This window comes from Saccharopolyspora gregorii (assembly GCF_024734405.1).
GTDB classification, from domain to species: domain Bacteria; phylum Actinomycetota; class Actinomycetes; order Mycobacteriales; family Pseudonocardiaceae; genus Saccharopolyspora_C; species Saccharopolyspora_C gregorii.
In genome coordinates, this window is sequence record NZ_CP059556.1 from 639,419 (window position 1) to 665,880 (window position 26,462).

Genomic DNA, 26,462 nt, shown 5'->3' on the forward strand with positions numbered 1-26,462 from the left:
GCGTCCTACTCCGCACCGGGTCAGCCGCGCAGGTGCGCGGCCGCCCACTCCTCGAACGAGGTGGTCGGCAGGCCCAGTTCGGCGGCGAACTCGGGGCGGGCCGGCTGGCCGACCGCGTTCAGGTAGTCGTGGGTGGTGCCCATGCCCGGCATCCCGGCGGCCAGCGCTTCGGCCTCGGTCATGTCGGGTGCCGTCAGCGGGACGCCGAGCGCGCCGGAGAGGACTTCGGCGATCCGCACCATCGGCAGGAAGTCGCCCGCCAGCTCCAGTTCGACCTCGTGGAACCGCGTCGGCTCGGCGATCGCGGCGGCCGCCGCGGCCCCGATGTCCGCCGTCGCGATCAGGGACAGCCGGGTGTCCGGCTTGAGGACGCTGACCAGGCCGCCTTCGACGCCGCGCGGGAACAGGAAGCCCATCGAGGGCAGGAAGTTCGCCATGAAGAAGGCGGGCTTGAGCAGCGTCCAGCTGGGAAAACCGGCTTCGCGGACCCGGTCCTGGATCGCGCTCTTGGCGCCCAGGCTGCGCGCCACCCCCCACCGGCCTTCGGCCATGCCGGGCACCTCGGTGTGCTGACCGGCGCCGCTGACCGAGGTGTGCACGAACTGCGCCACCTCGGCGGCGCGGGCCGCTTCGACGAGGTTGGTGCCCTGCGCGATCTCCCCGTCGAAGTCGAAGCCGTCCGCGGTGAGCTCGGGCAGCTGCACGGAGAAGACCGCGCGGACGCCGTCGACCGCCGGTGCCAGGGAGTCGCGGTCGCGGAGGTCGCCGGTCACCAGGTCGGCTCCGAGCGCGCGCACCGCGGCGGCGCGTTCGGTCTCGGGGTCGCGCACCAGGGCGCGGACGGGAACGCCCGCGGCGAGCAGGGCGCGGGCGGTGGCTCCGCCCTGCCTACCGGTGGCGCCGCCGGAGTCGGATCGGCGACCGTGCGCAGGCACTTCCCCACCCGCCGCGCCCTGCTCGAAGCGGTCTCGCACAGCCGCATCGACGCGCTGAGCCGTCGCGCCGCCGAACTGGCCGATGCGCCCGACGGCCGCGACGCGCTGCTGCGCTGGCTCGACGAAGTGGTCGCCTACTGCGCCACCGTCCGCGGCCTGGCGGTCGCGCTGTCCTACGCGGGACCCGACACCGACCCGGTCCGAGGCAACACCTGCGCCGGAGCGCTGGAGGAAGCGGGCACACCGCTGCTGGACCGCGCCGTGCGCGACGGTGCGGTGCGAGCGGACATCGCCCTCACCGACCTGATCACGGTGATCGTCGGCATCGTGCTGGCCGTCGAACACCGCGCCGACGCCGCCGCCGAAGCCGACAGGTTGTTCCGGCTGACCGTGGCGGGCCTGGCTCCGCACGCCTGAACGCACCGGGCGCCGGACCCGAAAGACCGGGGCGGATGCGAGGTCCGAGCCCGGAGTAGAGAGAATGCTCCGTTGGAGTGCTGTGGTGCTGGCAGGGAGGACTTGACGTGCGGGATTCGGTGGAGATCGGCATGGGCCGGACGGCCATGCGCGGGTACGAGCTGGACGACATCGAGATCGTCCCGTCCCGGCGGACCCGGTCGTCGCAGGACGTGTCGCTGGCGTGGCAGATCGACGCGTACCGGTTCGGCATCCCGCTGGTGACGCACCCCACCGACGCCGTGGTGTCCCCGGCGACGGCCATCCGCGTCGGCGAGCTCGGCGGCCTCGGCGTGCTCAACGCCGAAGGGCTCTGGGCCCGGCACGAGAACGTCGACGACCTGCTGTTCGAAGTGGTGCGCATCGCGGACGAGAGCGAGGAGCCGACCGCCGCGGTCAAGCGGCTGCAGGAGCTGCACGCCGCGCCGGTGCGGCACGACCTGCTCACCCGGGCCATCAAGCAGATCAAGGACTCCGGGGTCACCGTCGCCGCGCGGGTCAGCCCGCAGCACGCCGAGGAGCTCACCCCCGACCTGCTCGCCGCGGGCGTCGAGGTGCTCATGGTGCACGGCACCATCGTCTCGGCCGAGCACGTGGCGCGGGACGGCGAGCCGCTCAACCTGAAGCGCTTCATCGCGGACCTCGACGTGCCGGTGATCGCCGGCGGCGTCGGTGACTACCGCACCGCCATGCACCTGATGCGCACCGGCGCGGCCGGCGTGATCGTCGGCTTCGGCGAGTCGATGGCCACCACGACCACCCAGGTGCTCGGCATCGGCGTGCCGATGGCCACCGCCATCGCCGACGCCGCCGCGGCCCGCCGCGACTACCTCGACGAGACCGGCGGCCGGTACGTGCACGTGCTCGCCGACGGTGCGCTGTCCTACTCCGGTGACATCGCGAAGGCCATCGCCTGCGGTGCCGACGCCGTCGTCCTCGGCGAAGCGCTCACCGAGGCCTCGGAGGCGCCCGGCCAGGGCTACTACTGGACCGCGGCCGCCGCGCACCCGAGCCTGCCGCGCAGCGAGATCATGGGCTTCACCGGTGCCGGTGTCGACCTGGAGAAGCTGCTGTTCGGCCCGAGCAGCGAGGCGTCCGGCACCACCAACCTGTTCGGCGGGCTGCGGCGCGCGATGGCGAAGACCGGGTACTCGGAGCTCAAGGAGTTCCAGAAGGTCGGCCTGACGCTGCGGCGTTGATCCGTGGCCGTCTTCCCGCTCCTGCTGCGCAGGGCTGGGGTGGCGGAACCTCAGCGTCCTCCTCGCTGCGGGATCTTTTTCGCAGGTGGCTCCGTCACATGCGAAAAAAACTGTCCTCGCGAGGACGCTGAGAACCCGCGGGTGGTCCGGTTGATCGGGTGGTCGCTGCTCATCGGCTTCGCCGCTGACAGGACGAAGACGCGTGCTCGCCCGGGTCTGGGGTGGTGGCCGGGGGTTGCTGGTCCTGAATCGGGTGGATCGGGCTCGGGGTGGGGAAATTCGGTCGCGGGAGTGCCGGAAAGTACTGGCTACCCGCGAGTAATGACGGCTAACGTGTCCGGCATGGCTTCCAGCAACGGTGCTCAGGGTCAGCGCGGTCCGCAGCACTACGACGTCGTCGTGATCGGCTCCGGGTTCGGCGGCAGCGTCGCCGCGCTGCGGCTCACCGAGAAGGGCTACCGGGTCGCCGTGCTAGAGGCGGGCCGCCGCTTCAGCGACGACGAGTTCGCCAAGACGTCCTGGGACCTGCGCCGATTCCTGTGGGCACCGCAGATCGGCTGCTACGGCATCCAGCGCATCCACCTGCTGCGGGACTGCCTCATCCTCGCCGGAGCCGGGGTCGGCGGCGGTTCGCTGGTGTACGCGAACACGCTGTACCGGCCGCTGAAGCCGTTCTACAACGACTCCCAGTGGGCGCACATCACCGACTGGGAGGACGAGCTCTCCCCGCACTACGACCAGGCCAGCCGGATGCTGGGCGTCGTCACCAACCCGACGACCACCCCGTCCGACGTGGTGATGAAGAAGGTCGCCGCCGACATGGGCGTCGGCGACAGCTACCACCCGACGCCGGTCGGCGTGCACTTCGGCGAACCGGGCCGCACCGTCGCCGACCCCTACTTCGGCGGCGCCGGACCGGCGCGCACCGGCTGCACCGAATGCGGCTCGTGCATGACCGGCTGCCGCGTCGGGGCGAAGAACACGCTGGTCAAGAACTACCTGCACCTCGCCGAAGCCGGGGGAGCGGAGGTGTTCCCGCTGACCACCGTGCACCGGCTCGCCGAAGGCCGCGACGGCCGCTGGCGCATCGGCACCCGCCGCACCGGGGCGAAGACCGCGCTCGGCAGCCGAGTGTTCACCGCCGACCAGGTGGTCGTCGCCGCCGGGACCTGGGGCACCCAGAACCTGCTGCACCGGGCGCGGGACCGCGGCGACCTGCCGCGGTTGTCGGCGAAGCTCGGCGAGCTCACCCGCACCAACTCCGAGGCCATCATCGGCGCGCAGGTGCCGCAGCTCGGCGAGCAGGACTACTCCAGCGGCGTCGCCATCACCTCCTCGTTCCACCCCGACGAGGACACCCACATCGAGCCCGTCCGGTACGGCAAGGGCAGCAACGCGATGGGCCTGCTGCAGACCTTCCCGACCAAGGGCGACCACCCGGACCCGCGCTGGAAGCAGTGGCTGCGGTTCGTGCGCACCGACCCGCTGAAGGCGCTGAAGATGGCGGTGGTGCGCAACTGGAGCGAGCGCACGATCATCCTGCTGGTGATGCAGAGCCTGGACAACTCGCTGATCACCCGGGTCAAGCGCGGCCTGTTCGGCTCCCGGCTCACCTCCCGGCAGGGCCACGGCGCGCCCAACCCCAGCTTCATCCCCGCGGGTGAGGAGGCCAACGAGCGGGTCGCCGAGGAGATCGGCGGCATCGCGGGCGGCACCTGGGGCGAGCTGATCGACATGCCGATGACCGCGCACTTCATCGGTGGCTGCGCCATCGGCGAGGACGCCGAGCACGGCGTCATCGACCCGTACCACCGGGCGTACGGGCACCCGACGCTGTCGATCGTGGACGGTTCCGCGATCACCGCGAACCTCGGGGTGAACCCGTCGCTGACGATCACCGCCCAGGCCGAGCGAGCGTTCTCCATGTGGCCGAACAAGGGCGAACCGGACCGGCGCGCCGCGCAGGCCGAGGGCTACCACCGGATGGCGCCGATCGCGCCGAAGCACCCGGCGGTCCCCGCCGACGCCCCCGCGGCGCTGCGCCTGCCCCTGGTCTGACCGCCCGTCCCGCCGCTCCGCCCCGGCCGCGCGGCACCGGGGGCGGCGGGACCCCGGCGGTCTTCGCGCCGAGCGGGGGAACGGCGATGCGGAGCCGCTGCCCGGGCGGTGGGGGTTAGCTGGGATGATGGGTTCCAGCGCACGCATCCGCCTGGAGGTTTCGACGACGTGTCCGGTAACGCCAACAGCCCTGACCAGTCCCCGGCATCGGGTCCGCCGCGCGAGGGGAAGGGGCCGGTGCTCGTCGTCGACTACGGCGCCCAGTACGCGCAGCTGATCGCCCGCCGCGTCCGCGAGACGCAGATCTACTCCGAGGTCGTCCCGCACGACACGCCGGTCGAGGAGATCGTCCGGCGCGATCCGGCGGCCCTGGTGCTCTCCGGCGGCCCGTCCAGCGTGTACGCCGAGGACGCGCCGCAGGTCGACCCGGCGCTGTTCGAGGCGGGCGTGCCGGTGTTCGGCATCTGCTACGGCTTCCAGGCCATGACCGCGGCCCTCGGCGGAACGGTGGAGCACACCGGCACCCGCGAGTACGGCCGCACCGAGCTGGAGATCACCGGTGACGGCGGTGCGCTGCACGAGGAGCTGCCCGGCCACCACCCGGTGTGGATGAGCCACGGCGACTCGGTCAGCAAGGCGCCCGAGGGCTTCACCGTGACCGCGGGCAGCAAGGACACCCCGGTCGCCGCCTACGAGGACCGGAACCGCCGGCTGGCGGGCGTGCAGTACCACCCGGAGGTCGCGCACTCCCCGCACGGCCAGGAGGTGCTGCGCCGGTTCCTGCACGACATCGCGGGCATCAAGCCGCAGTGGACCACCGCGTCGATCGTGGACGACACCGTCCAGGCGATCCGCGAGCAGGTCGGCGACCGGCGCGCGATCTGCGGCCTGTCCGGCGGCGTGGACTCGGCGGTCGCGGGCGCGCTGGTGCAGCGCGCCATCGGCGAGCAGCTGACCTGCGTGTTCGTCGACCACGGGCTGCTGCGCGCCGGGGAGCGGGCGCAGGTGGAGCGGGACTTCGTGGCCGCCACCGGGGTGAAGCTGGTGACGGTCGACGCCACCGAGCAGTTCCTGGGCGCGCTGGCCGGGGTCACCGACCCCGAGGAGAAGCGCAAGATCATCGGCCGGGAGTTCATCCGCAGCTTCGAGCAGGCGGCCCGCGACCTGGTGCAGGGCTCCGAAGGCGACGTGGACTTCCTGGTGCAGGGCACCCTGTACCCGGACGTCGTCGAATCCGGCGGCGGCAGCGGCGCGGCGAACATCAAGAGCCACCACAACGTCGGCGGCCTGCCCGACGACCTCCAGTTCCAGCTGGTGGAGCCGTTGCGCGCCCTGTTCAAGGACGAGGTGCGGCGGGTCGGCCTGGAGCTGGGCCTGCCGGAGACCATCGTGCACCGGCAGCCGTTCCCCGGGCCGGGCCTCGGCATCCGGATCATCGGCGAGGTCACCGCGGACCGCCTCGAAACGCTGCGCGCGGCCGACTCGATCGCGCGGGAGGAGCTGACCGCGGCCGGGCTGGACCGCGACATCTGGCAGTGCCCGGTGGTGCTGCTGGCCGACGTGCGCTCGGTGGGCGTGCAGGGCGACGGCCGCACCTACGGGCACCCGGTGGTGCTGCGGCCGGTCTCCAGCGAGGACGCGATGACCGCGGACTGGACGCGGCTGCCCTACGACGTGCTGGAGCGGATCTCCACCCGCATCACCAACGAGGTCGCCGAGGTCAACCGGGTCACGCTGGACGTGACGTCGAAGCCGCCGGGCACCATCGAGTGGGAGTGACCGGACTCCGGAACCGACGGGCCGCGCGGATCACCGCGCGGCCCGTTCTCGTTTCCGGGCCGGGAAGAAGTGAACGGACCGTTCGTCCACTCTCGTGGGACGAACGGTCCGTTCACCCGGTAGGTCGGGGGCGGAGCCGCGGTGCGGTCGGGATCGGACCGGGCGCACCGGGCCCGCCTCCACCCGGTTCACGGGCGTCGCGGGCGCGGGTCACGACGCACGTGAGCGGGAATCACTGCTCGACGCGGACCCAGTCGACCAGGTAGCGCGCATTGCCCGCCTTCACCTTGTCGACCGATTCCTGCGGGAGTCCGAAATAGGGTTCGGTGACGCCGTTGACGCCGTTCGGGAACTGGCCGCCGAGTGCGAAGTTCAGAATCATGAACTGCGGGTCGTCGTACACCCACGTCCAGCCGTTCTGCTCCATTTCGGCCTTGGTGATCTTGTAGATCTCCTTGTCATCGACGAGGAAGGTGATTCCTTCCGGGGTCCAATCCGCCGTGTAGACGTGCCAGTCGCCCGGGTCGGAACCCTCGAATTGCTGCTGCCCCGCGATCGGGGTGTCGCCGTGGTATTCGGGACCGTGCAGCGCGACGCTGGTCCACGGCTCGCCGACGCTCTCCATGACGTCGACCTCGCCGCACTGCGGCCAGCCCACCTCGTCGATGTTGGCGCCCAGCGACCACCACGCCGGCCACAGGCCCTGGCTGGTGCCGCCCTCGGGCAGCTTCACCTTCGCCGAGTAGCGGCCGTAGGTGAACTCGAAGTTGTCCTGGGTGTTGACCCGGCCGGACTGGAAGTCGTAGGTGTTGCCGTCCGGCGCCTGGAAACCGGGGGTGCTGCGCGCGTGCAGCGCGAGCGCGCCGTTCTCGGCACCGGTGTTCGCGTCGTCGTGGTCGATGTAGATCGTCTCGGGGGAGTCGACGTAGGCCTGCTGCTCCGAGTTCACGGTGGTGAAGTTGTCCCCGGTGACCTCGACCTTCCACTTGGAGCGGTCGAGTTCGGTGCCGGAGAAGTCGTCGAAGAACACCTCCGCCTTCGGCGACGGCGCCGCGGGCTGGGCCGGAGCCGCCACCGCGGAGGTCGCCGAAGAGGTGACGAACGGGAACAGGCACAGCGCGGCGAGGGTCGTTCCTGCCGCCTTGAATCCGGTTCGGGGCACGAGAAGTCTCCTTCGGGGGGACGTTGAAGGATGAGAGCGCTCTCAACGGGACAGGCTGCTCACCTGAAACGTTCCGGTAAAGGCTATATCGATGAAGTACGGGGCTGATTAGGCCGATCGGCTGCTGTTCGCCGCTCAACGGGACCCGGTTGCGCAATTCGAAGTACTCGATATCGCCGTTTTTGCCAGTTGCGACGCCGCGCGATCACGGTTCGGAGCCGGATGAATGCGATTGGTTCGTTCCCATTTTTTCCGGTGTTCGGGAGAACGGGGATTCAGGCCGATTCGCGGCGCACGAGCTCCACCGGCAGCACCTCGCGACCCGGCGCCACCCGGTCGCCCGCGATCAACCGGTGCAGCAGCGCCACCATGTGCACCGTCCGCAGCGCCGGGTCCTGGCGGATCGCGGTCAGCGGCGGATCGGCGTGCGGCGCGACCGCGGGGTGGTCGTCGAACCCGACCACCGCCACGTCCGCGGGCACCCGGCGGCCCGCGGTCCGCAACGCCCGCAGCGCACCCACCGCCATCAGATCGTTCGCCGCGAACACCGCGTCCAGCTCCGGCACCCGCGCCAGCAGCGCCGCCATCGCCCGCTCGCCACCGGCCTCGGTGAAGTCGCCCGGTTCGGAGCGCGCCGCCGTCGCCTCGCCGTCGCCGACCGCCTCCCGCCAGCCGCGCAGCCGCTCCAGCCCGGCGTGCTCGTCGCGCGGCCCGGTGACCGTCACGACGGCCCGCCTGCCCAGCGACAGCAGGTGCTCGGTCGCGAGCCGGCCGCCGCCCACGTTGTCGTGGTCCACCAGGTGCAGGCCGCGTTCGGAGATCCACGGCCGGCCGCCGAACACCACCGGCAGCGGCAGGTCCCGCACCGCCGCGGGCAGCGGATCACCGCGGTGCGGGGCCAGCACCAGCGCACCGTCCACGTGCCCGCCTGCCAGGTACCGCGCGATCCGCGCGTGGTCGTCCGGGCGGTGCACCATCAGCAGCACCAGCTGGCTGTCGCCCGCGGACAGGTGCTGGGACACGATGCGGACCGTGGCGGCGAAGAACGGGTCGTCGAAGAACTTGTCCTCCGGTTCGGAGAGCACCAGCGCGATCGCCCCGGTGCGCCGGGTGACCAGCGTCCGCGCCGCGCGGTTGGGCACGTAGCCGAGCTCGCGCACCGCGGCGTCCACCTGCCGGCGGGCCTCCGGGCTGACCCGGGGGGAGTCGTTGATCGCGCGGGACGCCGTCGCGCGGGACACGCCCGCCCTGGCCGCCACGTCCTCCAAGGTGGGCCGCCCGCCGGGCATGCTCATCCGCCTCCCCCTCCGTCCCCGTGGACGGAAGCCTAGAGCGCGCGGGTGGTCCGGCCCGTGCCGGTGGTGCGGCGGGGCGCCACCGGCAGGCATCAGCGGTGGCGCATCGAGGCGACGAGCAGGAACACCCCCACCAGCACCGCCACCCCGGCCAGCGACCACTCGACCAGGAAGTCCCGCGAACCGCCGAGCAGCACCGACGCCGAGATGATCAGCGCCAGCGCACCGGAGACCAGCAGCACCACGTCCGGGGACTGCGAGCGCGCGTCGTCCTTCGCGTCAGCCACGGAGCACCTCCACCATTCCGTCGGAAACGAACGCCTCCACGGTGAGGTGGCCGCCACCGGGCCCGTCCGCACCGGGATCGTCGATGTCGAGCCGCGTGTGCTCGCCCCCGTTCTCCTGCGTGCCGAGGCAGTGCACCGCGCCGCGTTCCGCGGTGCACCCGGCGGTGACGTCCAGGTCCCGCGGCAGCAGCACCCGCACCCGCCCCTGCCCGACGTGCGCGCCGGTCTCGACCTGCTCGTCGCCGGCGAGGCGCAGCTGCCGCAGGTCCAGGGTCAGCGTGCCGCGCTCCAGGTACGGGTAGGACTCCCGCAGCCCCGCGGTGGTCGTCGCCACCACCCGCCGGTCCTGCGGCGGAGCCGGTTCCGCGTCGTCGCCCGCACCCGGGCCCAGCAGCAGCGCCAGCGCCCCCACCGGCAGCGCGAACGCGATGAGCGCCCGGCCGCCACGCAGGAACGCGGCGCACAGCATGCCCACTCCGAGCACGCCCAGCACCACCGCGAGCGCCGAACCGGCACTGACGCCCGCGGTGAGCGCCGCCCCACCGGCCAGCACGGCCACGGCCAGCGCGACCCAGGTGATCCACGTCCGCTTCGGCTGCGGCGGCTCCGGTTCCACCCCGGGCTCCGGCAGGTCCCAGGCGAACGGCGCGGCACCCAGCGGATCCCAGGACGGCGGTTCGGCGCGCTGCTGAGCGCCCGGGTACACCCAGGTGTTCTCGCCGACCGGGGCCGCCGGCGCGCTCGCCACGGCCTGGCCCGGCGCGCTCGGCGCCGCCTGACCCGGCGTGCTCAGCACGGCGACCTGCCGGTCCCGGTAGCCGCGGTGCAGCAGGTACAGCCCGGCGCACGCGGCGCCGAACACCAGCCAGCCGTGCGGGTAGAGCATGCTCAGCGCGGTGGGGACCCCGATCAGCACCACCAGCGCCACCCCGACCAGCCGGCCGAACCGGTTGCGGCTCGGCGCGTCCGGATCGGACGGCAGCAGCACCCACAGCGCCAGGTACAGCGCGAGGCCCCCGCCACCGGGGATGGTGGCCACCGCGAACGCCACCCGCACCAGCACCGGGTCGATGCCGTAGCGCCGCCCGATCGCGGCGCTCACCCCGGCGAGCTTGCGGTCCTGCCGCAACCGCGCCGGTCGCGACTCCCACATCTCCCGGAGGGTGTCGCCGACGTTGTCATTCCCGCTCATGCGTCCACTATCGGGCGGTGACCGGCCAGGCCACATCGGGGACGCCCCTGAGCGCGGCCCGGAACGCCCTGGGGATTCCCCGATGCACGTGATCTCCCGCGCGTGTGACCATCGCAGGGTGAAGAACCGGTACCAGCGGGAACGAGCTCGCGAGCCGCGGCGGGCGCCGACGGTCACCGCGGCGGTGGACCCCGGCGCACCCGACCGGCCCGAGGCGGCCGGTGCCGCGCGGGCCGCCGCCGCACCGTCCGCTCCGTTCGGCGTGCCGGGCGCGGACCCGTTCCCGGTGGACCCGGACCGGCCCACCGAGCCGCACGGCCACCTGGTCCGCGATCCCACCGCCCCCGGCGCCCGTCCGCCGACGCTGTACCGGCGGCGCGGCGGTCGGCTCGTCGCCGGGATCTGCGGTGGGCTCGCCGACCATCTCGGGGTGTCGGTGCTGTGGGTCCGCGCCTCGTTCGCGGTGCTGGCCGCGTTCGGCGGGGCCGGGCTGCTCGGCTACGGACTGCTGTGGATCTTCGTGCCGCAGAGCGGGGGCGACGAGCCGCCGATGACCGACCGGGAGCGCCAGCAGGGCCTCGGGCTGATCATCCTCGGCCTCGGGCTCGCGGTCGCCGTCGGACTGCTCGGCATCCTGCCCGGCTGGCTCACCGGCCCGCTCGGCGTCGCGATGGTCGGCGCCGCCGTGGTCTGGCGCGAAGCCGACGAGTCGCAGCGGCGGCGCTGGCGGGAAGGTGCCCGCACCGGGATGGCGGGCGCGCTGCTCGGCGGCGGCGGGCGGTCCGCGGTGGTGCGGGTCGTCTCCGGCGCCGCGCTGGTCGTGATCGGCGCGGTGGTCTTCCTCGCCGGGTCGGCCAGCGTCAGCGACCTCCAGTTCGCGCTGCTGTCCACGGTGACCGCGCTGGTCGGTGCCGCGGTGCTCACCGTGCCCTGGTGGGTGCGGCTGATGCGGGACCTCGACGTGGAGCGCGCCGGGCGGGTCCGCTCCCAGGAACGCGCCGAGATCGCCGCGCACCTGCACGACTCGGTGCTGCAGACGCTCGCGCTGATCCAGAAGCAGGCCGGTTCGGAACGCGAGGTGCGGCGGCTCGCCCGCGGCCAGGAGCGGGAGCTGCGGACCTGGCTCTACGGCCCCGGCGGCTACGGCCGGGGCGACGCGGCCGAACCGGAGTCCCCGGCCGCCGAACCGGGGCCGATGCTGTCCGCGCAGCTCGCGCGGGCCTGCGGCGAGGTGGAGGACGCCTTCGCGATCAACGTGGACCAGGTCGTCGTCGGCGATTGCGAGCTGGACGACGCCCTCACCGCGCAGCTCGCCGCCGCCAGGGAGGCCGTGGTGAACGCCGCCAAGCACGCCGGGGTCGCCGAGGTCAGCGTGTACGCCGAGGTCGAACCCGACCAGGTTTCGATCTTCGTGCGGGACCGGGGCGCCGGGTTCGACCCGGAACGGGTGTCCGCGGACCGGCACGGCATCGCCGACTCGATCAGGGGCAGGATGGAGCGCAACGGCGGTTCCGTCCGCATCCGGACCGCGCCCGGCTCCGGCACCGAAGTGCAGATGGACATGCCGCGCGAGGCCCGCCGGTGAACCGGCCGCGGCCGGTGGAGGAGGAGAACGTGACCAGCGAAGAAGCAGACCAGCGCCCGGTCCGGGTGTTCCTGGTCGACGACCACGCGTTGTTCCGCTCCGGGGTGCGCGCCGAGCTCGCCACCGCGCCCGACCAGGTGGAGGTCGTCGGTGAAGCGGGTTCCGTCGCGGAAGCCGCCGCGGGCATCGCGCACTACCGGCCGCAGGTGGTGCTGCTCGACGTGCACATGCCGGACGGCGGCGGTGCCGAGGTGCTGCGGCGCGTCCGGGGGGAGCAGCCGGACGTGGTGTTCCTGGCGCTGTCCGTCTCGGACGCCGCCGAGGACGTGATCGCGGTGATCCGCGGTGGGGCGCGCGGCTACGTCACCAAGACCATCTCCGGCCGGGAGCTCGCCGACGCCGTGTGCCGGGTGGCCGCCGGGGACCCGGTGTTCTCGCCGCGGCTCGCGGGGTTCGTGCTGGACGCGTTCTCCCAGGGTCCGCATTCGGCGCCGGTGGGCGACCCGGAACTGGACCTGCTCACGCCGCGGGAGCGGGACGTGCTGCGGCTGCTCGCCCGGGGCTACGCGTACAAGGAGATCGGCGCCGAGCTGTTCATCTCGGTGAAGACGGTGGAGACGCACGTGTCGAGCGTGCTGCGCAAGACGCAGCTGTCGAACCGCTACGAGCTCTCCCGCTGGGCCAGCGACCGCAGGCTCGTCTGACCGGTCGCCGGCCCGCGCCGCTCACTTCATGGGGTGGTTCGTGGCGAGGTCGGTGTACGGGTGCGCCGGGGCGACCCGGGGTGCGCCGTCCGGGACCCGGTCGGCCGGGGCTCCGGCGGCGCCGTCCCGGGCGGTGCGGTTCCGGGTGAGGGCGACGCCCGCCAGCACCAGCGCGATGCCGAGCAGCACCCGCCAGCTCAGCCGCTCACCCAGCACCAGCCAGCCCAGCAGCACCGACACCACCGGCATCAGGTAGGTGACCGTCGACGCGACCGTCGCCCCCTCGTCGGCGATGAGCCGGTAGTTCAACGCGAACCCCACCCCGGTGCCGAACATCCCGAGCACCGCCACCGCCAGCAGCGCCACCGCGTCGAACCGCACCGCGGGCAGCCCTTCCAGCGGCAGCACCACCGCCGCCAGCCCGGCCGCCGCGACCAGCTGCAGCGCCGCCAGCACCGGTGCGGGCGCCCCCGTCCCGGTCAGCTTCCGGCCGATGTGCACGTAGCCGACGCCGTAGCTGGCCGCCGCCGCCAAGCAGGCGAGCACCCCGGTCCCGGCCGACGCGCCCTGCCACGGCGCGAGGATCAGCAGCACCCCGCCGAACCCGACGGCGAGCCCGCCGAGCATCCGCGGGGAGAACCCGCCGCGCGCTCCCAGCACGTACCCGAACAGCAGCGTCCACAGCGGCGTCGTCGCGTTCACCGCCCCGGCCAGCCCGGAGTCCACGGTCCGCTCGCCGATGCCGAGCAGCACCCACGGCAGCGCGCTGGCGAAGAACCCGGCGACGACGACGTGCGGCAGCAGCCGCCGGTCCAGCCGCATCCGCAGCCCGCGGACGGCGCAGAGCGCCACCAGCACCGCCGCGCCGAGCGCGATGCGGGTGAACGCCACCTGCGCCGGGGACATCGCCGTCAGCGCCAGCTTGATCAGCAGGAAGCTCGCGCCCCACAACAGCGCCAGCACACCGAGCCGCAGGTGGCTCGTCCGGTGGTTCATCGTCGCTCCCTCGTCCGCAGGTCGTCCCGAAGACCACGATCCGAGAGCCGATGCATAAGGACAAGCGAAATAAACTGAACTGAAGTTTCAGCTCTGCTGTATCGTCGGGGCATGTTGGACGCCCGTCGCATGCAGGTCCTCCGCGCCGTCGTCAGCGGCGGCTCGATCAGCAGCGCCGCCACGAACCTCGGGTACACGCCCTCCGCGATCAGCCAGCAGGTCGCCACCCTCGAACGGGAGGCGGGCACCGCGCTGCTGGAGAAGGTCGGCCGCGGCGTGCGGCCCACGGCGGCCGGGCGGCTGCTCGCCGAGCGCGCCGCCGAGCTCGCCGGGCTGCTCGCCGACACCGACGCCGAACTCGACGACCTGCGCGCCGGCCGCACCGGGCGGCTGCGGCTGCGCTACTTCACCTCGGCCGGGGTCGGGCTCGTCCCGCCCGTCGTGGCGAAGTTCCGCGCCGAGCACCCCGAGGTGCGGCTCGACCTGAAGATGATCGACGAGGGGATCCTGGGCGAGGTCGCCACCGGCGAAGCCGATCTCGCCGTCATCGTCGTCGGCCGGGAACTGCCGCAGGCGCGCGGAGTCCGGGTCGAGCACCTCGTCGACGAGCCGTACCACGTGCTGCTGCCGCAGGGCCATCCGCTGAGCCAGGAGCCCGAGATCGACCTCGCCCGGCTCGCCGGCGAACCGTGGGTGCTGGAGGCGCTGGGCGACGGCCCGTGCGCCGAATCGCTGCGGGACGCCTTCGACTCCGCCGGGTTCGCGCCGCGGATCGAGCTGGAGACCGGCGGGGACTACGCGGCGCAGGCGTTCGTCGCGGCCGGGCTGGGCATCGGCCTGCAACCGCGGCTCGCGCTCGGGGTGCTGCACCCCGGCATCGTCGTCCGGCCGGTGCGGCGGCCCGAACCGGTGCGCCGCATCCACGTCGCGGTGCGCGAGACCGTGGCCGACCAGCCCGCCACCCGATCCCTGCTGGCGGCCCTCCGCGACACCGCCCGGGCGTGATCGGCCGGGCGGTGCGGAGTTCCGGGATCAGACCCGGGAATCGCTGTTGATCAGGGGTTCGCCGTCGCGGGCCACCATGCCCAGCAGGTGGCGTTCCTTGCTGGTCTTGCCGTCCTTCTCGAACTCCAGGACCACCAGCACCCGAGAACCGATGACCTTCGGCCCGGAAACGATCTTGACGTCGTCCACGGAGTTCCAGAACGACTCGTAGCTGTCCTTGCCCGCGGACTGCAGCCCCGGGCCCAGCAGCGACCAGGACTTGTCCAGATCGTCCGGGACGGACGAGAAGTAGGTCTTCACCACGTTCACGATCTCGTCCTTGGACGGCTGCTCGTCGTCCTTCTCCTCGCTGGACGTCGTCGTGGTCGTGCTGCTCGGCGTCGTCGGCGGGGCCGAGGACGAGGGCGCGGTCGTCGTCGGCGGAGCCGTGGTGACCGGAGCGGGGTCCGCGGGCGCCACCGGCTCGGACACCGGCGGCTGCGACTGGGGGGAGCGCTGCTCCCCGGCGCCGAACGCGCTCGCCGTCAGCACCCCGACCAGCACCGCCACCAGCAGCGCCGCCGCCCACAGCAGCACCGCCTTGCGGGAGGTGCCGCCGCCGGAGGGCTCGGACACCGCGGCCTGCCCGACCTGGGTCGGCGGGTTGCCCGCGGGGACCGCCGCACCCACCCGGGTCGGCTGCGCCTGCTGCGGCCTGCCCTGCGGGCCGGCCGCCGGGCGCTGCCAGCCACCGGACGGCGTGGACCCGCCGGGCAGCGGCCGTCCCTCCGCCACCGCCAGCAGCATGCTGCGCGTCTGCGCCATCGTCGGGCGGTCCACCGGGTCCGGCTGCAGCAGCTGCATCAGCGCCGGGGCCAGCGGACCCGCCTGCCGCGGTGGCTCCACCTGCCCGCGCGCCACCCGGTGCAGCAGGCTGATCGCGTTCTCGTCCGTGCCGAACGGGGGCTCGCCCTCCACCGCCGCGTACAACGTCGCGCCCAGCGAGAAGACGTCCGAAGCGGGAGCCGGGTCCCGGCCCAGCGCGACCTCCGGCGACAGGTACGCCGGGGTGCCGGCGAGGATGCCGCTCTTGGTCACCGCCACGTCGCCGATGGCGCGGGAGATGCCGAAGTCGGTGATCTTGGCGATGCCGTTGTCGCCGAGCAGGATGTTCCCGGGCTTCAGGTCCCGGTGCACGATGCCCGCCATGTGCGCCGCCGCCAGCGCCCCCGCGACCTGCGCGCCGATCCGGGCCACCGACTGCGGCGGCAGCACGCCCTGCTCGCTGAGCACCGTCGCCAGGCTCTGCGAGGGCAGGTACTCCATCACGAGCACCGGCTGGCCCTCGTCTTCGGCCACGTCGAAGACCACGATGGCGTTCTGGTGCTGCAACCGGGCGGCGATGCGGCCCTCGCGCATCGAGCGCTGCCGCGCCTCCTCGGTCTCCTCATCGGTGTAACCGGGCTGGAGCAGCAGCTGCTTGACCGCGACGGTGCGGTGCAGCCGCTCGTCGACCGCGCGCCACACGATGCCCATGGCGCCGCTGCCGATCCGCTTCTCCAACCGGTAACGGCCCGTGATCAAACGGCCCTCGGCGCTCACAGGTCTCTCCTGATGCTGGGGTGGTGGCGGCTTGGACGGTACTGACCGGGCCCCCGAGACCGGCTCGTGCTCATCGGCCCCACGTTACTGGTGGGCGACTGGGGGGACGCACCAGGTCGGGGTGAACGGATCGCCCCTGGCGAAAGCACCGGGCCGGGGGCACGCATCGCGAGATGCCTGTCCCCGGCCCGGAAAACGACCACCTGGTGCTCAGCCCGGAAGCTGGAACGCGGAGGCACCGGATTGCGGCGAGGTGGCCTCCGACTGGGTCGGCTGGTCGGCGGAGGACTCGTCCCCGTCGTCGCCGTCGTCGCCATCATCGCCGGAGGTCTCGGTCGGCTGGGACTCCTCCGTGGACGTCGGCTGCTGCGTCGTCGACGGCTGGGAGGTCTGCTCCGTGGACGTCTCCGTGCTGGTGGTCTCCTCGTACGTCTGCTCTTCCGAGTACCCGGAGCTCTCCGAGGACTGGGTCGTCGGCGGCGGGGGCGGCGGCAGCGGCTGCTGGCTGGTGCCCGTGTCGTTGCCGGTCGGGTCCGGGGTGTTGCTGTTCAGGAACGCCGAGGTCACCAGCACCGCGACCACGGCGGCCGCGACCAGCGCGACACCGGACAGCACCAGCGGGCGCTTGCTGCGCCGCGGCCGGTCGTCGAACGACGTCTCCGCACGCGAGTCCGGCCCGAGGTACGCGGTGCGCGGGTTCGAGTCGTGCTGGCTGTACGGGTCGTCGTCGTAGTAGGCGGTGCCGCCGTGGTGGTCCTGGCCGACGACGCTGGTCGGAGCCAGGTCGGGCCTGCTGTCCGGGCCGATCGCGGGCGGGATCGGCGCGGCCATCGTGGGCACCGAGTTCGCCGAACCGCCGTCGGCGACCGCCAGCAGCATCTCCCGGACCTGCGCCATGTCGGGCCGGTCCTCGACGCGCACCTGCATCATCGCCATCAGCGGCTGGGCCATCGCGCCCGCCTGCTGCGGCGGTTCGATGCGGCCCGCGGCCACCGAGTGCAGCAGCGCCAGCGTGTTCTCGTTCAGCCCGAACGGCGGCCTGCCCTCGATCGCCGCGTACAGCGTCGCGCCCAGCGAGAACACGTCGGAGGCACCGCTCGGCTCCTTGCCCATGGCGACGTCCGGCGACAGGTAGGCGGGCGTGCCCGCCAGCATCCCCGTCTTCGTCACCTGCACGTCGCCCTGGGCGCGCGAGATGCCGAAGTCGGTGATCTTCACCGTGCCGTTGTCGCCGAGCAGGATGTTGCCCGGCTTGATGTCGCGGTGCACCACCCCGGCCGCGTGCGCGGCGCCGAGCGCGGCCGCGGCCTGCGCTCCGATCCGCGCCACCTCGCGCGGCGGCAGCGGTCCGTGATCGGACATCATCGCCGCCAGGCTGGTGGAGGGCAGGTACTCCATGACCAGCACCGGCTGGCCTTCGTCCTCGGCTACGTCGTAGACCGAGATCGCGTGCTGGTGCTGCAGGCGGGCCGCGATGCGGCCTTCCCGCATTGCCCGCTGCCGCGCTTCCTCGGCCTCACCCGGATCCAGACCGGGCTGCAACAACAACTGCTTGACCGCGACAGTGCGGTGCAGGCGTTCATCCACACACTCCCACACCACGCCCATCGCGCCACTGCCGATGCGTCGCTGCACTCGGTAGCGTCCGGCGACCAGGCGACCTTCGTCGCTCACCGACGTCTCCCCGTACTGCTAGATGCCCGCTGGGACGCGATCTCGAACCGGAAGGATCCGGATCGGCAGCACCCCGTCGGGCATCGGCGGTTTAGCGGACCGGTTCGGCCCTCCGACAAGTACACGTTCATTCAGCGCGGCCCGGTTCCGGCCGGTGGGCCGTATCCGGCCGCGGTACGGCAGCCTAGCCGACGCCCTCGCGGCGTAGACCCGAAGTCGTGAGATCGGGGAAGCCCGATTCCACTCGCGTCCAGCGAGGTGCCGTCCTCCTCCTGATCGCTCCGGCGGCCCCAAGTGTTTCCGCAGTCCACACGTGGCGTGCTCGGGCGGTCGGCGGAGCGTGTCCGCGCCGGTCCCGGCGCGGGCCGCGGGTGTCCGGTTCGTACCGGGATGACCTCGGCGGTGCTGGCGGAGCGGGCGGTCACCGCGGCGTCGTTGCCGCATTGTTGTGATTCGGACCCACGGTACGCCCGCGCGCACCGCGCGCGGTCAACGGGGGAAGTGCTGGAACGACCGCAGTTCCACCTCGACGCGGCCACCGGGCTCGGCCGCGTCGACGTGCAGCAGGTGCCGCAGCAGCGAGCGCGAGCCGTCCGGATGCTCGACCTCCACGAGGGCCCGGACCAGCTGCGGGGACTCGGCGCGCAGCAGCAGCGGCCGCACCGCGACCACCTCGCGCCACGTGCCGTCCGGCCCACCGCGGCCCGACGCGGGCATGCCCGGGGTGAGGCGCGGCATGGCGAGCGCCGGGGCGCGGTCGATGCGGCCGTAGAACTCCCGGGCGGCCGCCGCCGCGGCGGACTCCTCGTCGGCGGCCGGGTCGAGCACGGCCGGCGGGCGCTGCGGGGACCGCACGGATTCGACGGCGGGCTCGGCGGGTTCCTGGTCCGCGCCGCGGAACGGGGCACCGCTCGCCGGGGACACCCCGGTGAGGGCGGCGGTGGCGACGGCCGCGCCGAACAGCAGCGCGGTGCACAGGGTGCCGACCGCGGCCCGCACGCCCGGTGCGTCCGGCGCGCCGTCCCCGGGTTCGGCGGTGTCGAGCAGCTCGTTGACCAGTTGCTCGGTGCGCGCCGATTCCTCCGCGCTGAGCCGCAGCGGTTCCGGTGCGAACCAGAGCGGTTTCGGCTTGCGCAGCACCAGTTCCGCGACCGCGGCCCGGCGGGAGCCGGTGGGGGCCGGTTCGGGCAGGAGCGGCGGGAGCGGCCGGGTGTCGGTGTCGTCGACGCGGCCGACCTGGCGGGTGCCGGAGCCGGTGCCGTCCCGGCCGCACCGGCGGCAGCACCGGCTCGCGGTGGCGGTCAGGTGCTCGTGGTCGGCGGCGCGGCGGGGGAGCGGCGGGAGCGGGGCGGGTGCGGGACCCTCCGCCGCGGAACCGCGTGGCCCGCCGGTGTCGGTCAGGACTTCGCGCAGCAGGGGTATTCGGTGCCGCATCTCGATTCGCCGAGCCTCCTTCGTCCCGCACCGGCCGGGCTCGGGGGCATGGCCGGGCCGGGGGTCGCACGGTCCTTGCGATTGCACTCGTACTCCTCACCGAACGTGTTCGGGGGATTCGGGGCGTGACTTCACCTGAAAGAGAAGTAGGGGCCGTGACGGGCGATCTCCAACAGCGCAGTCGATCACGGTGGGTAGCGCTCGTCGATCACCAGGCCACGTCGTCGGCGTACACCCGCGGATCCGAGCCGGAAGTGAAGCGCAACCGCCGCTGCTGCTCCGCCACCGACCCGTCGGTGCGGGTGATCCGCAAGGTGGTGACGGTGCTCGACGACGTGGCCGACACCGACAGCACCTCCACGGCGGCGGCGTCCCGGTAGCGCTCGGCGAACGCGGCGAAGCCCGCCGCCCGCAGCCGCCCGGTCGTCCCCGCGTACGCCCCGGCGAGGTCGTGCGCGCGGACCGCGTCGAAGTAGTGCTCCGAACGCGCCGCCACCAGCCGCGGATCGGTGAAGGTCAGCAGTTCGTCGCGGTAGGTGACCGGCGCGGACTGCCGCGGCGGTGCCGGTGGGGCGGCCGCCGGCTCGGTGCTCACCTCCCCGGCCGGCTCGCTCGCGCCCGGAGCGCTGCCGGGAGGTCCGTCCGCCGGTGCCCGGCCGGGCGGGTGGTCGACCGCCCCGGGTGCCTGCTGCCGCGGCGGACCGGGCGGCGGCGGGACGAGCCCGGAGGTCGGTGCGCGGTCGGCGAGCAAGTCCGGCCCGTTCGCGTGCGGGTCCGGGGCGGGCGACGGGAAGTGCGTGGCCCGCGGCATGTTCGGCGGCCGCAGGCCCTCGATGGAGGTGGCCGGGGTGACGAGCGCGGTCGCGACCAGCAGCAGTCCGCCGAACGCCGCCCCGGCGGAGGCCACCGCGAACCAGGCCGCGCGGCGCGAGGACCGCGGCGGGGTGACGGAGGCGGGCACCATGCCGAGGTCGAACTTGTGCAGGCCGCCGACCGGGACGGTGTCGCTCAGCGGGTCGGTGCCCGGTTCGGCCGGCGCGGCACCGGTCGCCGCCCCGGTGGTGGGGGCGACGGCGGGCAGCGGACCGGTGTCCGCGAACGGGTCGTGCGCGCCGGCGTCGGCGGCGCACGCGCTGGTCGCGCGGATCCGGTGCGGCCCGGCGCCCGGTGCGGGCTGCTCGATGAGGCCGCCCCAGCTCACCCCGGTTCCGGTGGGGTGGCCGAGCCGGTCGGGACGCGCGCCCGTGCCGCCGGGAGGCGTGCTGACGGGATCGCCGCCGGGCCAGCGCGGTGCGAGGAGGTCGTCGTCCCGCGGTTCGGTCGTCGCGAGCGCCGAGCGGGACACCGCCGAAGGGGTCATGGTCGGGGAGGCTAGGCAGCGGCGAGCGCCCCCCGCGTCACACGAGTCGGTGGTAACCCTGACTATCGCTCGAAAGAGGGACGCTTCCCGGCGGTTTTCACCTTGCGATCACAGCCCGGAGTACTTCCCGCTCACGCGCCCGCCCGGCGCCGCGGCGATCAGTAGTCGTTGTTGCGGAACTTGGTCTGGGTGGTCTGGAGTGCCTTGAGCGCCCCCGCGCCACCGCCCGCGCCGAGCAGCATCGCGAACACGTTCGCGCCCGCGCCCCCGCCGAGCGCGATCAGCAGCGCCACCACCGTGACGGCCAGCGTCACCCCCGTCACGGGCAGGCGCTTGCGCGCGAACTCGACCACCGGCTGACCGCCCGGCCGCTTCTTCGCCGCCGAGGTCAGCATCCCCAGGTAGGCCCCGTGCCCGGCGGCGGCCACGACCGCCACGAGGGTCACGAGCAATGCGACGATCCCGATGAGTGCACCCATGCCTCCAGTCTGCCCTGTCCCGCACCGGTCCGGTATGGGTGGTTTCCCGGAGGCCCGTCCGGGCAAGTTCGCGGCTGAGCTGGGGTTGCGCCGCCGCCCGCGGAAGTGGTTGTGGCGATCCCCTGGATCGAGATCAGCATCACGCATAGGTTCTCAGGCTATGAACGATCGTCCCGCCGAACTCCCGGACCAGCACTCCCTAGCCGGAAAGCGGGCGGTCGTCACCGGCGCGGCCAGCGGCATCGGCTCCGCCACCGCCCGCAGGTTGGCCGCCGCCGGCGCCACCGTGATCGTGGTGGACCGCGAGGCGGAGGCGGTGGAGCGGATCGCGGCCGACCTCGACGCCGAGGCGCGCGTCGTCGACCTGGAGGACCCGGACGCGGCGGCGCCGCTCGGCGAGCACGCCGACATCGTGGTCAACAACGCCGGCCTGCAGCACGTGGCGCCGGTGCACCAGTTCCCGCCGGAGATGTTCGCGAAGCTGGTGAAGGTGATGCTGGAATCGCCGTTCCGGCTGATCCGCGCCGCGCTGCCCGGCATGTACGAGCGGGGCTGGGGGCGGATCGTGAACATCTCCTCGGTGCACGGCCTGCGCGCCTCGCCGTTCAAGAGCGCCTACGTGTCGGCCAAGCACGGCCTGGAGGGGTTGTCGAAGACGGTCGCGGTGGAGGCCGCCGGCTACGGCGTCACCTCGAACTGTGTCTGCCCGGGCTTCGTGCGGACCCCGCTGGTGGAGCGCCAGGTCGCCGAGCAGGCGGAGCTGCACCGGGTGCCGGAGGAGCAGGTCGTGGAGGACGTGCTGCTGGCGCGCACCCCGGTGAAGCGGCTGGTGGAACCGGACGAGGTGGCCGACCTGGTGCACTGGCTCTGCGGCCCGAGCACGGCGTCGATCACCGGCGCCTCGTTCCCGATGGACGGCGGCTGGACGGCGCACTGAGCGGGCGCCGGGTGCACGGCCCGCCGCCGGGCCGTGCACCGCGCGCTGATCAGCGCCCGAGGCGGCCGCGGCCGAGGCGCAGCAGGATCATCGCCAGCTCGCGGCCTTCCGGCCCCAGCTCCCGGTAGCGCGCCAGGACGTCCATCTCGCGGTTGTAGACGATGCGCGGCCCGCCGTCGGCCATCCGGGCTTCGCCGACCTGCCGGGAGACCTCGGCACGGCGCTTGATCAGCCGCAGGATCTCGGCGTCCAGGTGGTCGATCTCCTCGCGGAAGCCGGCGATGGCCTCGGTGGCGGGACGCGCGGGGGCGTCCGGTGCGTCGTTCGGTTCGGGCTGGTGCTGCTCACCGTCCACAGCGGCGTTCATGACTCGTCCTCCGAATCGGCCCCACCCCGGACCGGACATGTGAAACGCCCCGAGTCCGAGGACTCCGGGGCGTCGTAGTGGTGTGCGCGCTCACACGGCTACGGGCGTCGGAATCCCGGTCCGCCCGTAGTAAAAGTTCGCGCAAGCGAGGCGCGTCCGCGTCAGCACGCCGCCAGTCTGCCACAGCCCGCGGTCCGGTGGCCATCCACCGGGACGTTGTTCCCGACCGCTGGGACCGCCGTCGGCGGCCGGGCTGTCGGGGGCGGCCGGTAACGTGGAGCGGCGATGAGCACCCTCTTCGATCTCCCGCACGACGGTTCCTCCGATCCCGGTTCCGGCCCGGCGGGGCACGAGCCGGACGCCCTGCTCGCGGGCCTGAACTCGCAGCAGCGCGACGCCGTGGTGCACACCGGTTCCCCGCTGCTGATCGTCGCGGGCGCCGGGTCCGGCAAGACCCGGGTGCTCACCAGCCGCATCGCGCACCTGCTGGCGCAGGGCGTGCACCCCGGCCAGATCATGGCGATCACGTTCACCAACAAGGCCGCCGCGGAGATGAAGGAACGCGTCGCCGACCTGGTGGGCCGCCGGTCGAACGCGATGTGGGTGTCCACGTTCCACTCGATGTGCGTGCGGGTGCTGCGCCGCGAGGCGAAGACGCTGGGGTTGTCGTCGAACTTCTCCATCTACGACTCCGACGACTCCAAGCGGCTCATCACGATGATCGGCCGCGAGCTGGAGCTGGACTCGAAGCGGTACCCGGCGAAGACGCTGTCGATCCACGTGTCGAACCTGAAGAACGAGCTGGTCACGCCGGAGGAGGCCGCCGAGCGCGCCGGCAACGACCTGGAGCGCAAGGTCGCCCAGGTCTACGCCGCCTACCAGCGCAGGCTGGCCGACTCGCAGGCCGTGGACTTCGACGACCTGATCATGCGCACGGTGGACCTGCTGCGCGGCCACCCGGACATCGCCGAGCACTACCGGCGCCGCTTCCGGCACGTGATGGTCGACGAGTACCAGGACACCAACCACGCCCAGTACGCCCTGGTGCGCGAGCTGGTGGGCACCGAGGACACCGAGCTGGGCACCCCGCCCGCCGAGCTGTGCGTGGTCGGTGACGCCGACCAGTCGATCTACGCGTTCCGCGGCGCGACGATCCGCAACATCGAGGAGTTCGAGCGGGACTACCCGCAGGCGCGCTCCATCCTGCTGGAGCAGAACTACCGCTCGACGCAGACGATCCTCACCGCCGCGAACTCGGTGATCCGCCGCAACCCCAACCGCCGGGACAAGCGCCTGTGGAGCGACGCGGGGGACGGCGCCCCGATCGTCGGCTACGTCGGCGACAACGAGCACGACGAGGCCGCGTTCGTCGCGGGCGAGATCGACCGGCTCGTCGACGACGGCGAGGCCACGTTCAACGACATCGCCGTGTTCTACCGGACCAACAACCAGTCCCGGGTGTTCGAAGAGGTCTTCATCCGCCTCGGGCTGCCCTACCGCGTGGTCGGCGGCGTGCGGTTCTACGAGCGCCGCGAGGTCCGCGACGCGCTCGCCTACCTGCGGGTGCTGGACAACCCGGACGACACCGTGAGCCTGCGCCGCATCCTCAACGTGCCCAAGCGGGGCATCGGCGACCGGGCGGAGGCCGTCGTCGCCGCGCACGCCGACCAGGAGCGCACCTCCTTCGCCGCGGCGCTGCGGGCGGCCGCGCAGGGGCGCGTCCCGGCGCTGGCGACCCGCGCGCAGAAGCAGATCGCCGGGTTCGTGGCGCTGCTCGACGAGCTGGGCGAGGTCGCCGCCGAGGCCGACGTGGCCGAGGTGCTCGACGCTGTGCTGGAACGCACCGGCTACCGCGGCGAGCTGGAGGCCAGCGACGACCCGCAGGACGCGACCCGGGTGGAGAACCTCACCGAGCTCGTCACCGTCGCCCGCGAGTTCATCGAAGCCCGCGCGCCGCAGGCGGGCGAGGTCGCGGCCGAGGGCACCGACCCGTCCGCGGAGGCCGTCGTCGCGCCCGCCGAACCGGCCGCGGAGGACGCCGAGGAGCAGGACCTCGGACTGCCCGCCGACGACTCGCTCGCCGCGTTCCTGGAACGGGTGTCGCTGGTCGCCGACGCCGACTCGCTGCCCGAGTCCGGCGACGGCGTGGTCACCCTGATGACGCTGCACACCGCGAAGGGCCTGGAGTTCCCGGTGGTGTTCTCCACCGGCTGGGAGGACGGGATCTTCCCGCACATGCGGGCGCTGAGCGATCCGGCGGAGCTCGCCGAGGAGCGCAGGCTCGCCTACGTGGGCATCACCCGCGCCCGGCAGCGGCTGTACCTGTCGCGGGCGCTGATGCGCTCGGCGTGGGGGCAGCCGATGGCGAATCCCGCGTCCCGGTTCCTCACCGAGATCCCGGACGAGCTGATGCAGTGGCGGCGCATCGAACCGGAGCGGGCCGCACCGCAGGTGCGCAGCACCTGGGGCGGTCGCGGCGGGTTCGACCGGGGCGGTTCGGACTCGGCGCAGGCCTCGGTGTCCTCGCGCGGGCTGCGCAGCACCGGGGCGCCCGGCTGGAAGGACACCGTCGCGATCAAGCTCGACGCCGGGGACCGGGTCACGCACGACAAGTACGGCCTCGGCACGGTGCTGGCGACCGAGGGGGAGGGGCCGCGGGCCACCGCGACCATCGACTTCGGCAGCGCGGGCACGGTCCGGCTCATGCTCATCGGCAGCGTTCCGCTCACCAAGCTCTGACCCGGCCCGCGGGTCCTCAGCCGAAGTGCATGCTGAGGACGAGGGCCATCCTGCGGAACGCGGGGACCTTGCCCATGCCGCGGACCAGGGCCCGGTACGCCAGGCCGAGACGTTCCAGGCCGGGGATGTCGAAGAAGGTGCGCTCCTCGTCGAGGACCAGTCCGGGCACGGCCCGCTCCAGCTCGGCGCCGCCGCGCACGCCCCAGGTCAGCCGGGCCCCCGCCGCGCGCACCGCGCCGTTGAGCCGGTGCGCCCACCGCGTCGCCAGCGGGCTCTGCACGTCGCAGATCAGGTGCCCGCTGGGGAAGTGCTCGGTGATGCGGCGCAGCAGCGCGGTCCCGTCCGCCTCGGTGAGGTACATCAGCAGCCCTTCGGCGACGACCAGCGCCGGCCGGTCGCCCGGGACGTCGCGCAGCAGGTCGGGCGCGGTGACCGAGGTGCCGAGGACGTGGTGGTGCGCCCGCGCCGGGTAGATCCGCTCCCGCAGGTCGATGACCTCGGGGAAGTCGACGTCGTACCACTCGGTGCTCGGCGGCGGGTCGAGCCGCTGCCCGCGGCTGTCCAGCCCGCAACCGAGGTGCAGCACGGTCACGTCCGGGTTCGCGGCGAGCCGCACCGCGGTGAGGTCGTCGAACAGCCGCCCGCGCAGCGCCACCGACAGCGCGTCGTTCCCGCGCAGCCCGGTGGCGTCGAAGTCGTGGTCGATGCGGCGCACGGCCTCCTCGGCGTAGGGGTCGTGCAGCACCGGGTTCGCGGTGCGGCTGTGCAGCGCGCGTCCGTAGAGGGTGGCGAGCATGGTGGCGCGCGCACCGGTGAAGTCGGCCTTCTCGCGGTTCATCGCCGTTATCCCAGGTGAGGGGTACCTGCGGAGCTCAAGCTACGCGCGTTTCACAACATCGTGAATAAAGGAAGCGTATGGATCGGGGACGTGGACGAGGGCGACCGGACGCGGCTGACAGGTTCGTGGAGCGCTTCGCGCCGGACCCCGCCGGGATGCCGGCCAGGGGGTTCGCCGAGCTGCCGATCGCGCATGCTCACCGCCGGTGTCGACGCGGTCGGTGCGGACACCGAGTCCGGTCGGCGCCTGGACGGGACGTGCCGCTTCTTCGCCTTCCTCCGCGCGAAGCCGCCCGCGCTGGTGCGGCGGTGGCGCGCGCAGCGGTGACCGGGCGCCGAACGGCCGGAGCGGACGGCGCGCCGGACCGTCACCGGCCTGGCGGGTCGTCCGCTCGCGGAAC

The 26,462-nt window shown here is 73.3% G+C and carries 23 protein-coding genes; 10 read left to right on the plus strand and 13 right to left on the minus strand.

The window, feature by feature from the left end:
- Window positions 1-20: 20 nt before the first annotated feature.
- Window positions 21-935 carry an NmrA family NAD(P)-binding protein gene (locus tag H1226_RS02930; RefSeq protein WP_258345712.1) on the minus strand — a complete coding sequence of 305 codons (915 nt, stop codon included), beginning with the start codon at window positions 933-935 and terminating at the stop codon, window positions 21-23.
- On the opposite strand from H1226_RS02930, the gene H1226_RS02935 reads away from it, so the two are divergent.
- From H1226_RS02935 to guaA, 4 genes are all read left to right on the plus strand, one after another.
- Window positions 924-1,352, plus strand: a complete 429-nt coding sequence (locus H1226_RS02935) for an SbtR family transcriptional regulator (RefSeq protein ID WP_258345714.1) — start codon at window positions 924-926, stop codon at window positions 1,350-1,352. The two genes, H1226_RS02930 and H1226_RS02935, sit on opposite strands and share 12 nt — an antisense overlap.
- Before the next feature lie 107 nt (window positions 1,353-1,459).
- A complete protein-coding gene (locus tag H1226_RS02940) occupies window positions 1,460-2,590 on the plus strand; it encodes a GuaB3 family IMP dehydrogenase-related protein (RefSeq protein WP_224956122.1) in 1,131 nt (376 codons plus the stop codon).
- Between the two features lie 342 nt (window positions 2,591-2,932).
- Entirely contained in the window at window positions 2,933-4,648 is a 1,716-nt protein-coding gene (locus tag H1226_RS02945) for an FAD-dependent oxidoreductase (protein ID WP_258345716.1), read from the plus strand.
- A gap of 237 nt (window positions 4,649-4,885) precedes the next feature.
- Window positions 4,886-6,427 carry a glutamine-hydrolyzing GMP synthase gene (gene guaA, locus H1226_RS02950; protein WP_258349325.1) on the plus strand — a complete coding sequence of 514 codons (1,542 nt, stop codon included), beginning with the start codon at window positions 4,886-4,888 and terminating at the stop codon, window positions 6,425-6,427.
- Window positions 6,428-6,659: 232 nt separating this feature from the next.
- Here the strand turns inward: guaA and H1226_RS02955 are convergent, their stop codons facing one another.
- The 4 genes from H1226_RS02955 to H1226_RS02970 all read right to left on the minus strand — a co-directional run bounded on the left by H1226_RS02955 (window position 6,660) and on the right by H1226_RS02970 (window position 10,363).
- Window positions 6,660-7,589, minus strand: coding sequence for a glycoside hydrolase family 16 protein (locus H1226_RS02955; RefSeq protein WP_258345717.1), 930 nt, complete (start codon window positions 7,587-7,589; stop codon window positions 6,660-6,662).
- A 275-nt stretch (window positions 7,590-7,864) separates the two neighbouring features.
- Entirely contained in the window at window positions 7,865-8,884 is a 1,020-nt protein-coding gene (locus H1226_RS02960) for a LacI family DNA-binding transcriptional regulator (RefSeq protein WP_258345723.1), read from the minus strand.
- A gap of 92 nt (window positions 8,885-8,976) precedes the next feature.
- Window positions 8,977-9,171: a hypothetical protein gene (locus tag H1226_RS02965; RefSeq protein ID WP_224956116.1), complete on the minus strand. Its 195-nt coding sequence runs from the start codon at window positions 9,169-9,171 to the stop codon at window positions 8,977-8,979.
- Window positions 9,164-10,363 carry a PspC domain-containing protein gene (locus H1226_RS02970; protein WP_258345726.1) on the minus strand — a complete coding sequence of 400 codons (1,200 nt, stop codon included), beginning with the start codon at window positions 10,361-10,363 and terminating at the stop codon, window positions 9,164-9,166. Before H1226_RS02970 ends, H1226_RS02965 begins: the two co-directional genes overlap by 8 nt.
- Before the next feature lie 82 nt (window positions 10,364-10,445).
- Here H1226_RS02970 and H1226_RS02975 point away from each other — a divergent pair, with 82 nt between their 5' ends.
- Together H1226_RS02975 and H1226_RS02980 are read left to right on the plus strand one after the other, a co-directional pair.
- Window positions 10,446-11,948 (plus strand): PspC domain-containing protein, encoded by a 1,503-nt coding sequence (locus H1226_RS02975; RefSeq protein ID WP_373690006.1) that lies wholly within the window; start codon window positions 10,446-10,448, stop codon window positions 11,946-11,948.
- Window positions 11,949-11,977: 29 nt separating this feature from the next.
- Window positions 11,978-12,652 (plus strand): response regulator, encoded by a 675-nt coding sequence (locus H1226_RS02980; protein ID WP_258345728.1) that lies wholly within the window; start codon window positions 11,978-11,980, stop codon window positions 12,650-12,652.
- 21 nt (window positions 12,653-12,673) lie between these two features.
- Here the strand turns inward: H1226_RS02980 and H1226_RS02985 are convergent, their stop codons facing one another.
- Window positions 12,674-13,648: a DMT family transporter gene (locus tag H1226_RS02985; RefSeq protein WP_258345730.1), complete on the minus strand. Its 975-nt coding sequence runs from the start codon at window positions 13,646-13,648 to the stop codon at window positions 12,674-12,676.
- Window positions 13,649-13,759: 111 nt separating this feature from the next.
- Here H1226_RS02985 and H1226_RS02990 point away from each other — a divergent pair, with 111 nt between their 5' ends.
- Window positions 13,760-14,653 (plus strand): LysR family transcriptional regulator, encoded by an 894-nt coding sequence (locus H1226_RS02990; protein ID WP_258345733.1) that lies wholly within the window; start codon window positions 13,760-13,762, stop codon window positions 14,651-14,653.
- A gap of 27 nt (window positions 14,654-14,680) precedes the next feature.
- Here the strand turns inward: H1226_RS02990 and H1226_RS02995 are convergent, their stop codons facing one another.
- From H1226_RS02995 to H1226_RS03015, 5 genes are all read right to left on the minus strand, one after another.
- Complete coding sequence (locus tag H1226_RS02995) at window positions 14,681-16,234, minus strand: serine/threonine-protein kinase (RefSeq protein ID WP_258345735.1); 1,554 nt, start codon at window positions 16,232-16,234, stop codon at window positions 14,681-14,683.
- 210 nt (window positions 16,235-16,444) lie between these two features.
- Window positions 16,445-17,908, minus strand: a complete 1,464-nt coding sequence (locus H1226_RS03000; protein ID WP_258345738.1) for a serine/threonine-protein kinase — start codon at window positions 17,906-17,908, stop codon at window positions 16,445-16,447.
- Between the two features lie 489 nt (window positions 17,909-18,397).
- Window positions 18,398-19,342 (minus strand): hypothetical protein, encoded by a 945-nt coding sequence (locus H1226_RS03005; RefSeq protein WP_258345740.1) that lies wholly within the window; start codon window positions 19,340-19,342, stop codon window positions 18,398-18,400.
- Between the two features lie 208 nt (window positions 19,343-19,550).
- Window positions 19,551-20,702 carry a hypothetical protein gene (locus H1226_RS03010; protein WP_258349536.1) on the minus strand — a complete coding sequence of 384 codons (1,152 nt, stop codon included), beginning with the start codon at window positions 20,700-20,702 and terminating at the stop codon, window positions 19,551-19,553.
- Between the two features lie 158 nt (window positions 20,703-20,860).
- Window positions 20,861-21,181: a hypothetical protein gene (locus H1226_RS03015; RefSeq protein WP_258345742.1), complete on the minus strand. Its 321-nt coding sequence runs from the start codon at window positions 21,179-21,181 to the stop codon at window positions 20,861-20,863.
- 160 nt (window positions 21,182-21,341) lie between these two features.
- Between H1226_RS03015 and H1226_RS03020 the strand changes: the two genes are divergently transcribed.
- Window positions 21,342-22,118, plus strand: coding sequence for a 3-hydroxybutyrate dehydrogenase (locus H1226_RS03020; protein WP_224957979.1), 777 nt, complete (start codon window positions 21,342-21,344; stop codon window positions 22,116-22,118).
- A gap of 49 nt (window positions 22,119-22,167) precedes the next feature.
- Here H1226_RS03020 and H1226_RS03025 read toward each other — a convergent pair whose 3' ends face one another.
- Complete coding sequence (locus tag H1226_RS03025; protein ID WP_224957978.1) at window positions 22,168-22,485, minus strand: chorismate mutase; 318 nt, start codon at window positions 22,483-22,485, stop codon at window positions 22,168-22,170.
- 285 nt (window positions 22,486-22,770) lie between these two features.
- Here H1226_RS03025 and H1226_RS03030 point away from each other — a divergent pair, with 285 nt between their 5' ends.
- Window positions 22,771-25,224, plus strand: a complete 2,454-nt coding sequence (locus H1226_RS03030) for a UvrD-helicase domain-containing protein (protein WP_258345745.1) — start codon at window positions 22,771-22,773, stop codon at window positions 25,222-25,224.
- A gap of 16 nt (window positions 25,225-25,240) precedes the next feature.
- Here H1226_RS03030 and H1226_RS03035 read toward each other — a convergent pair whose 3' ends face one another.
- Window positions 25,241-26,062: a class I SAM-dependent methyltransferase gene (locus tag H1226_RS03035; RefSeq protein ID WP_258345747.1), complete on the minus strand. Its 822-nt coding sequence runs from the start codon at window positions 26,060-26,062 to the stop codon at window positions 25,241-25,243.
- Window positions 26,063-26,254: 192 nt separating this feature from the next.
- Here H1226_RS03035 and H1226_RS03040 point away from each other — a divergent pair, with 192 nt between their 5' ends.
- Window positions 26,255-26,389, plus strand: a complete 135-nt coding sequence (locus H1226_RS03040) for a hypothetical protein (protein WP_258345749.1) — start codon at window positions 26,255-26,257, stop codon at window positions 26,387-26,389.
- Window positions 26,390-26,462: the final 73 nt, after the last annotated feature.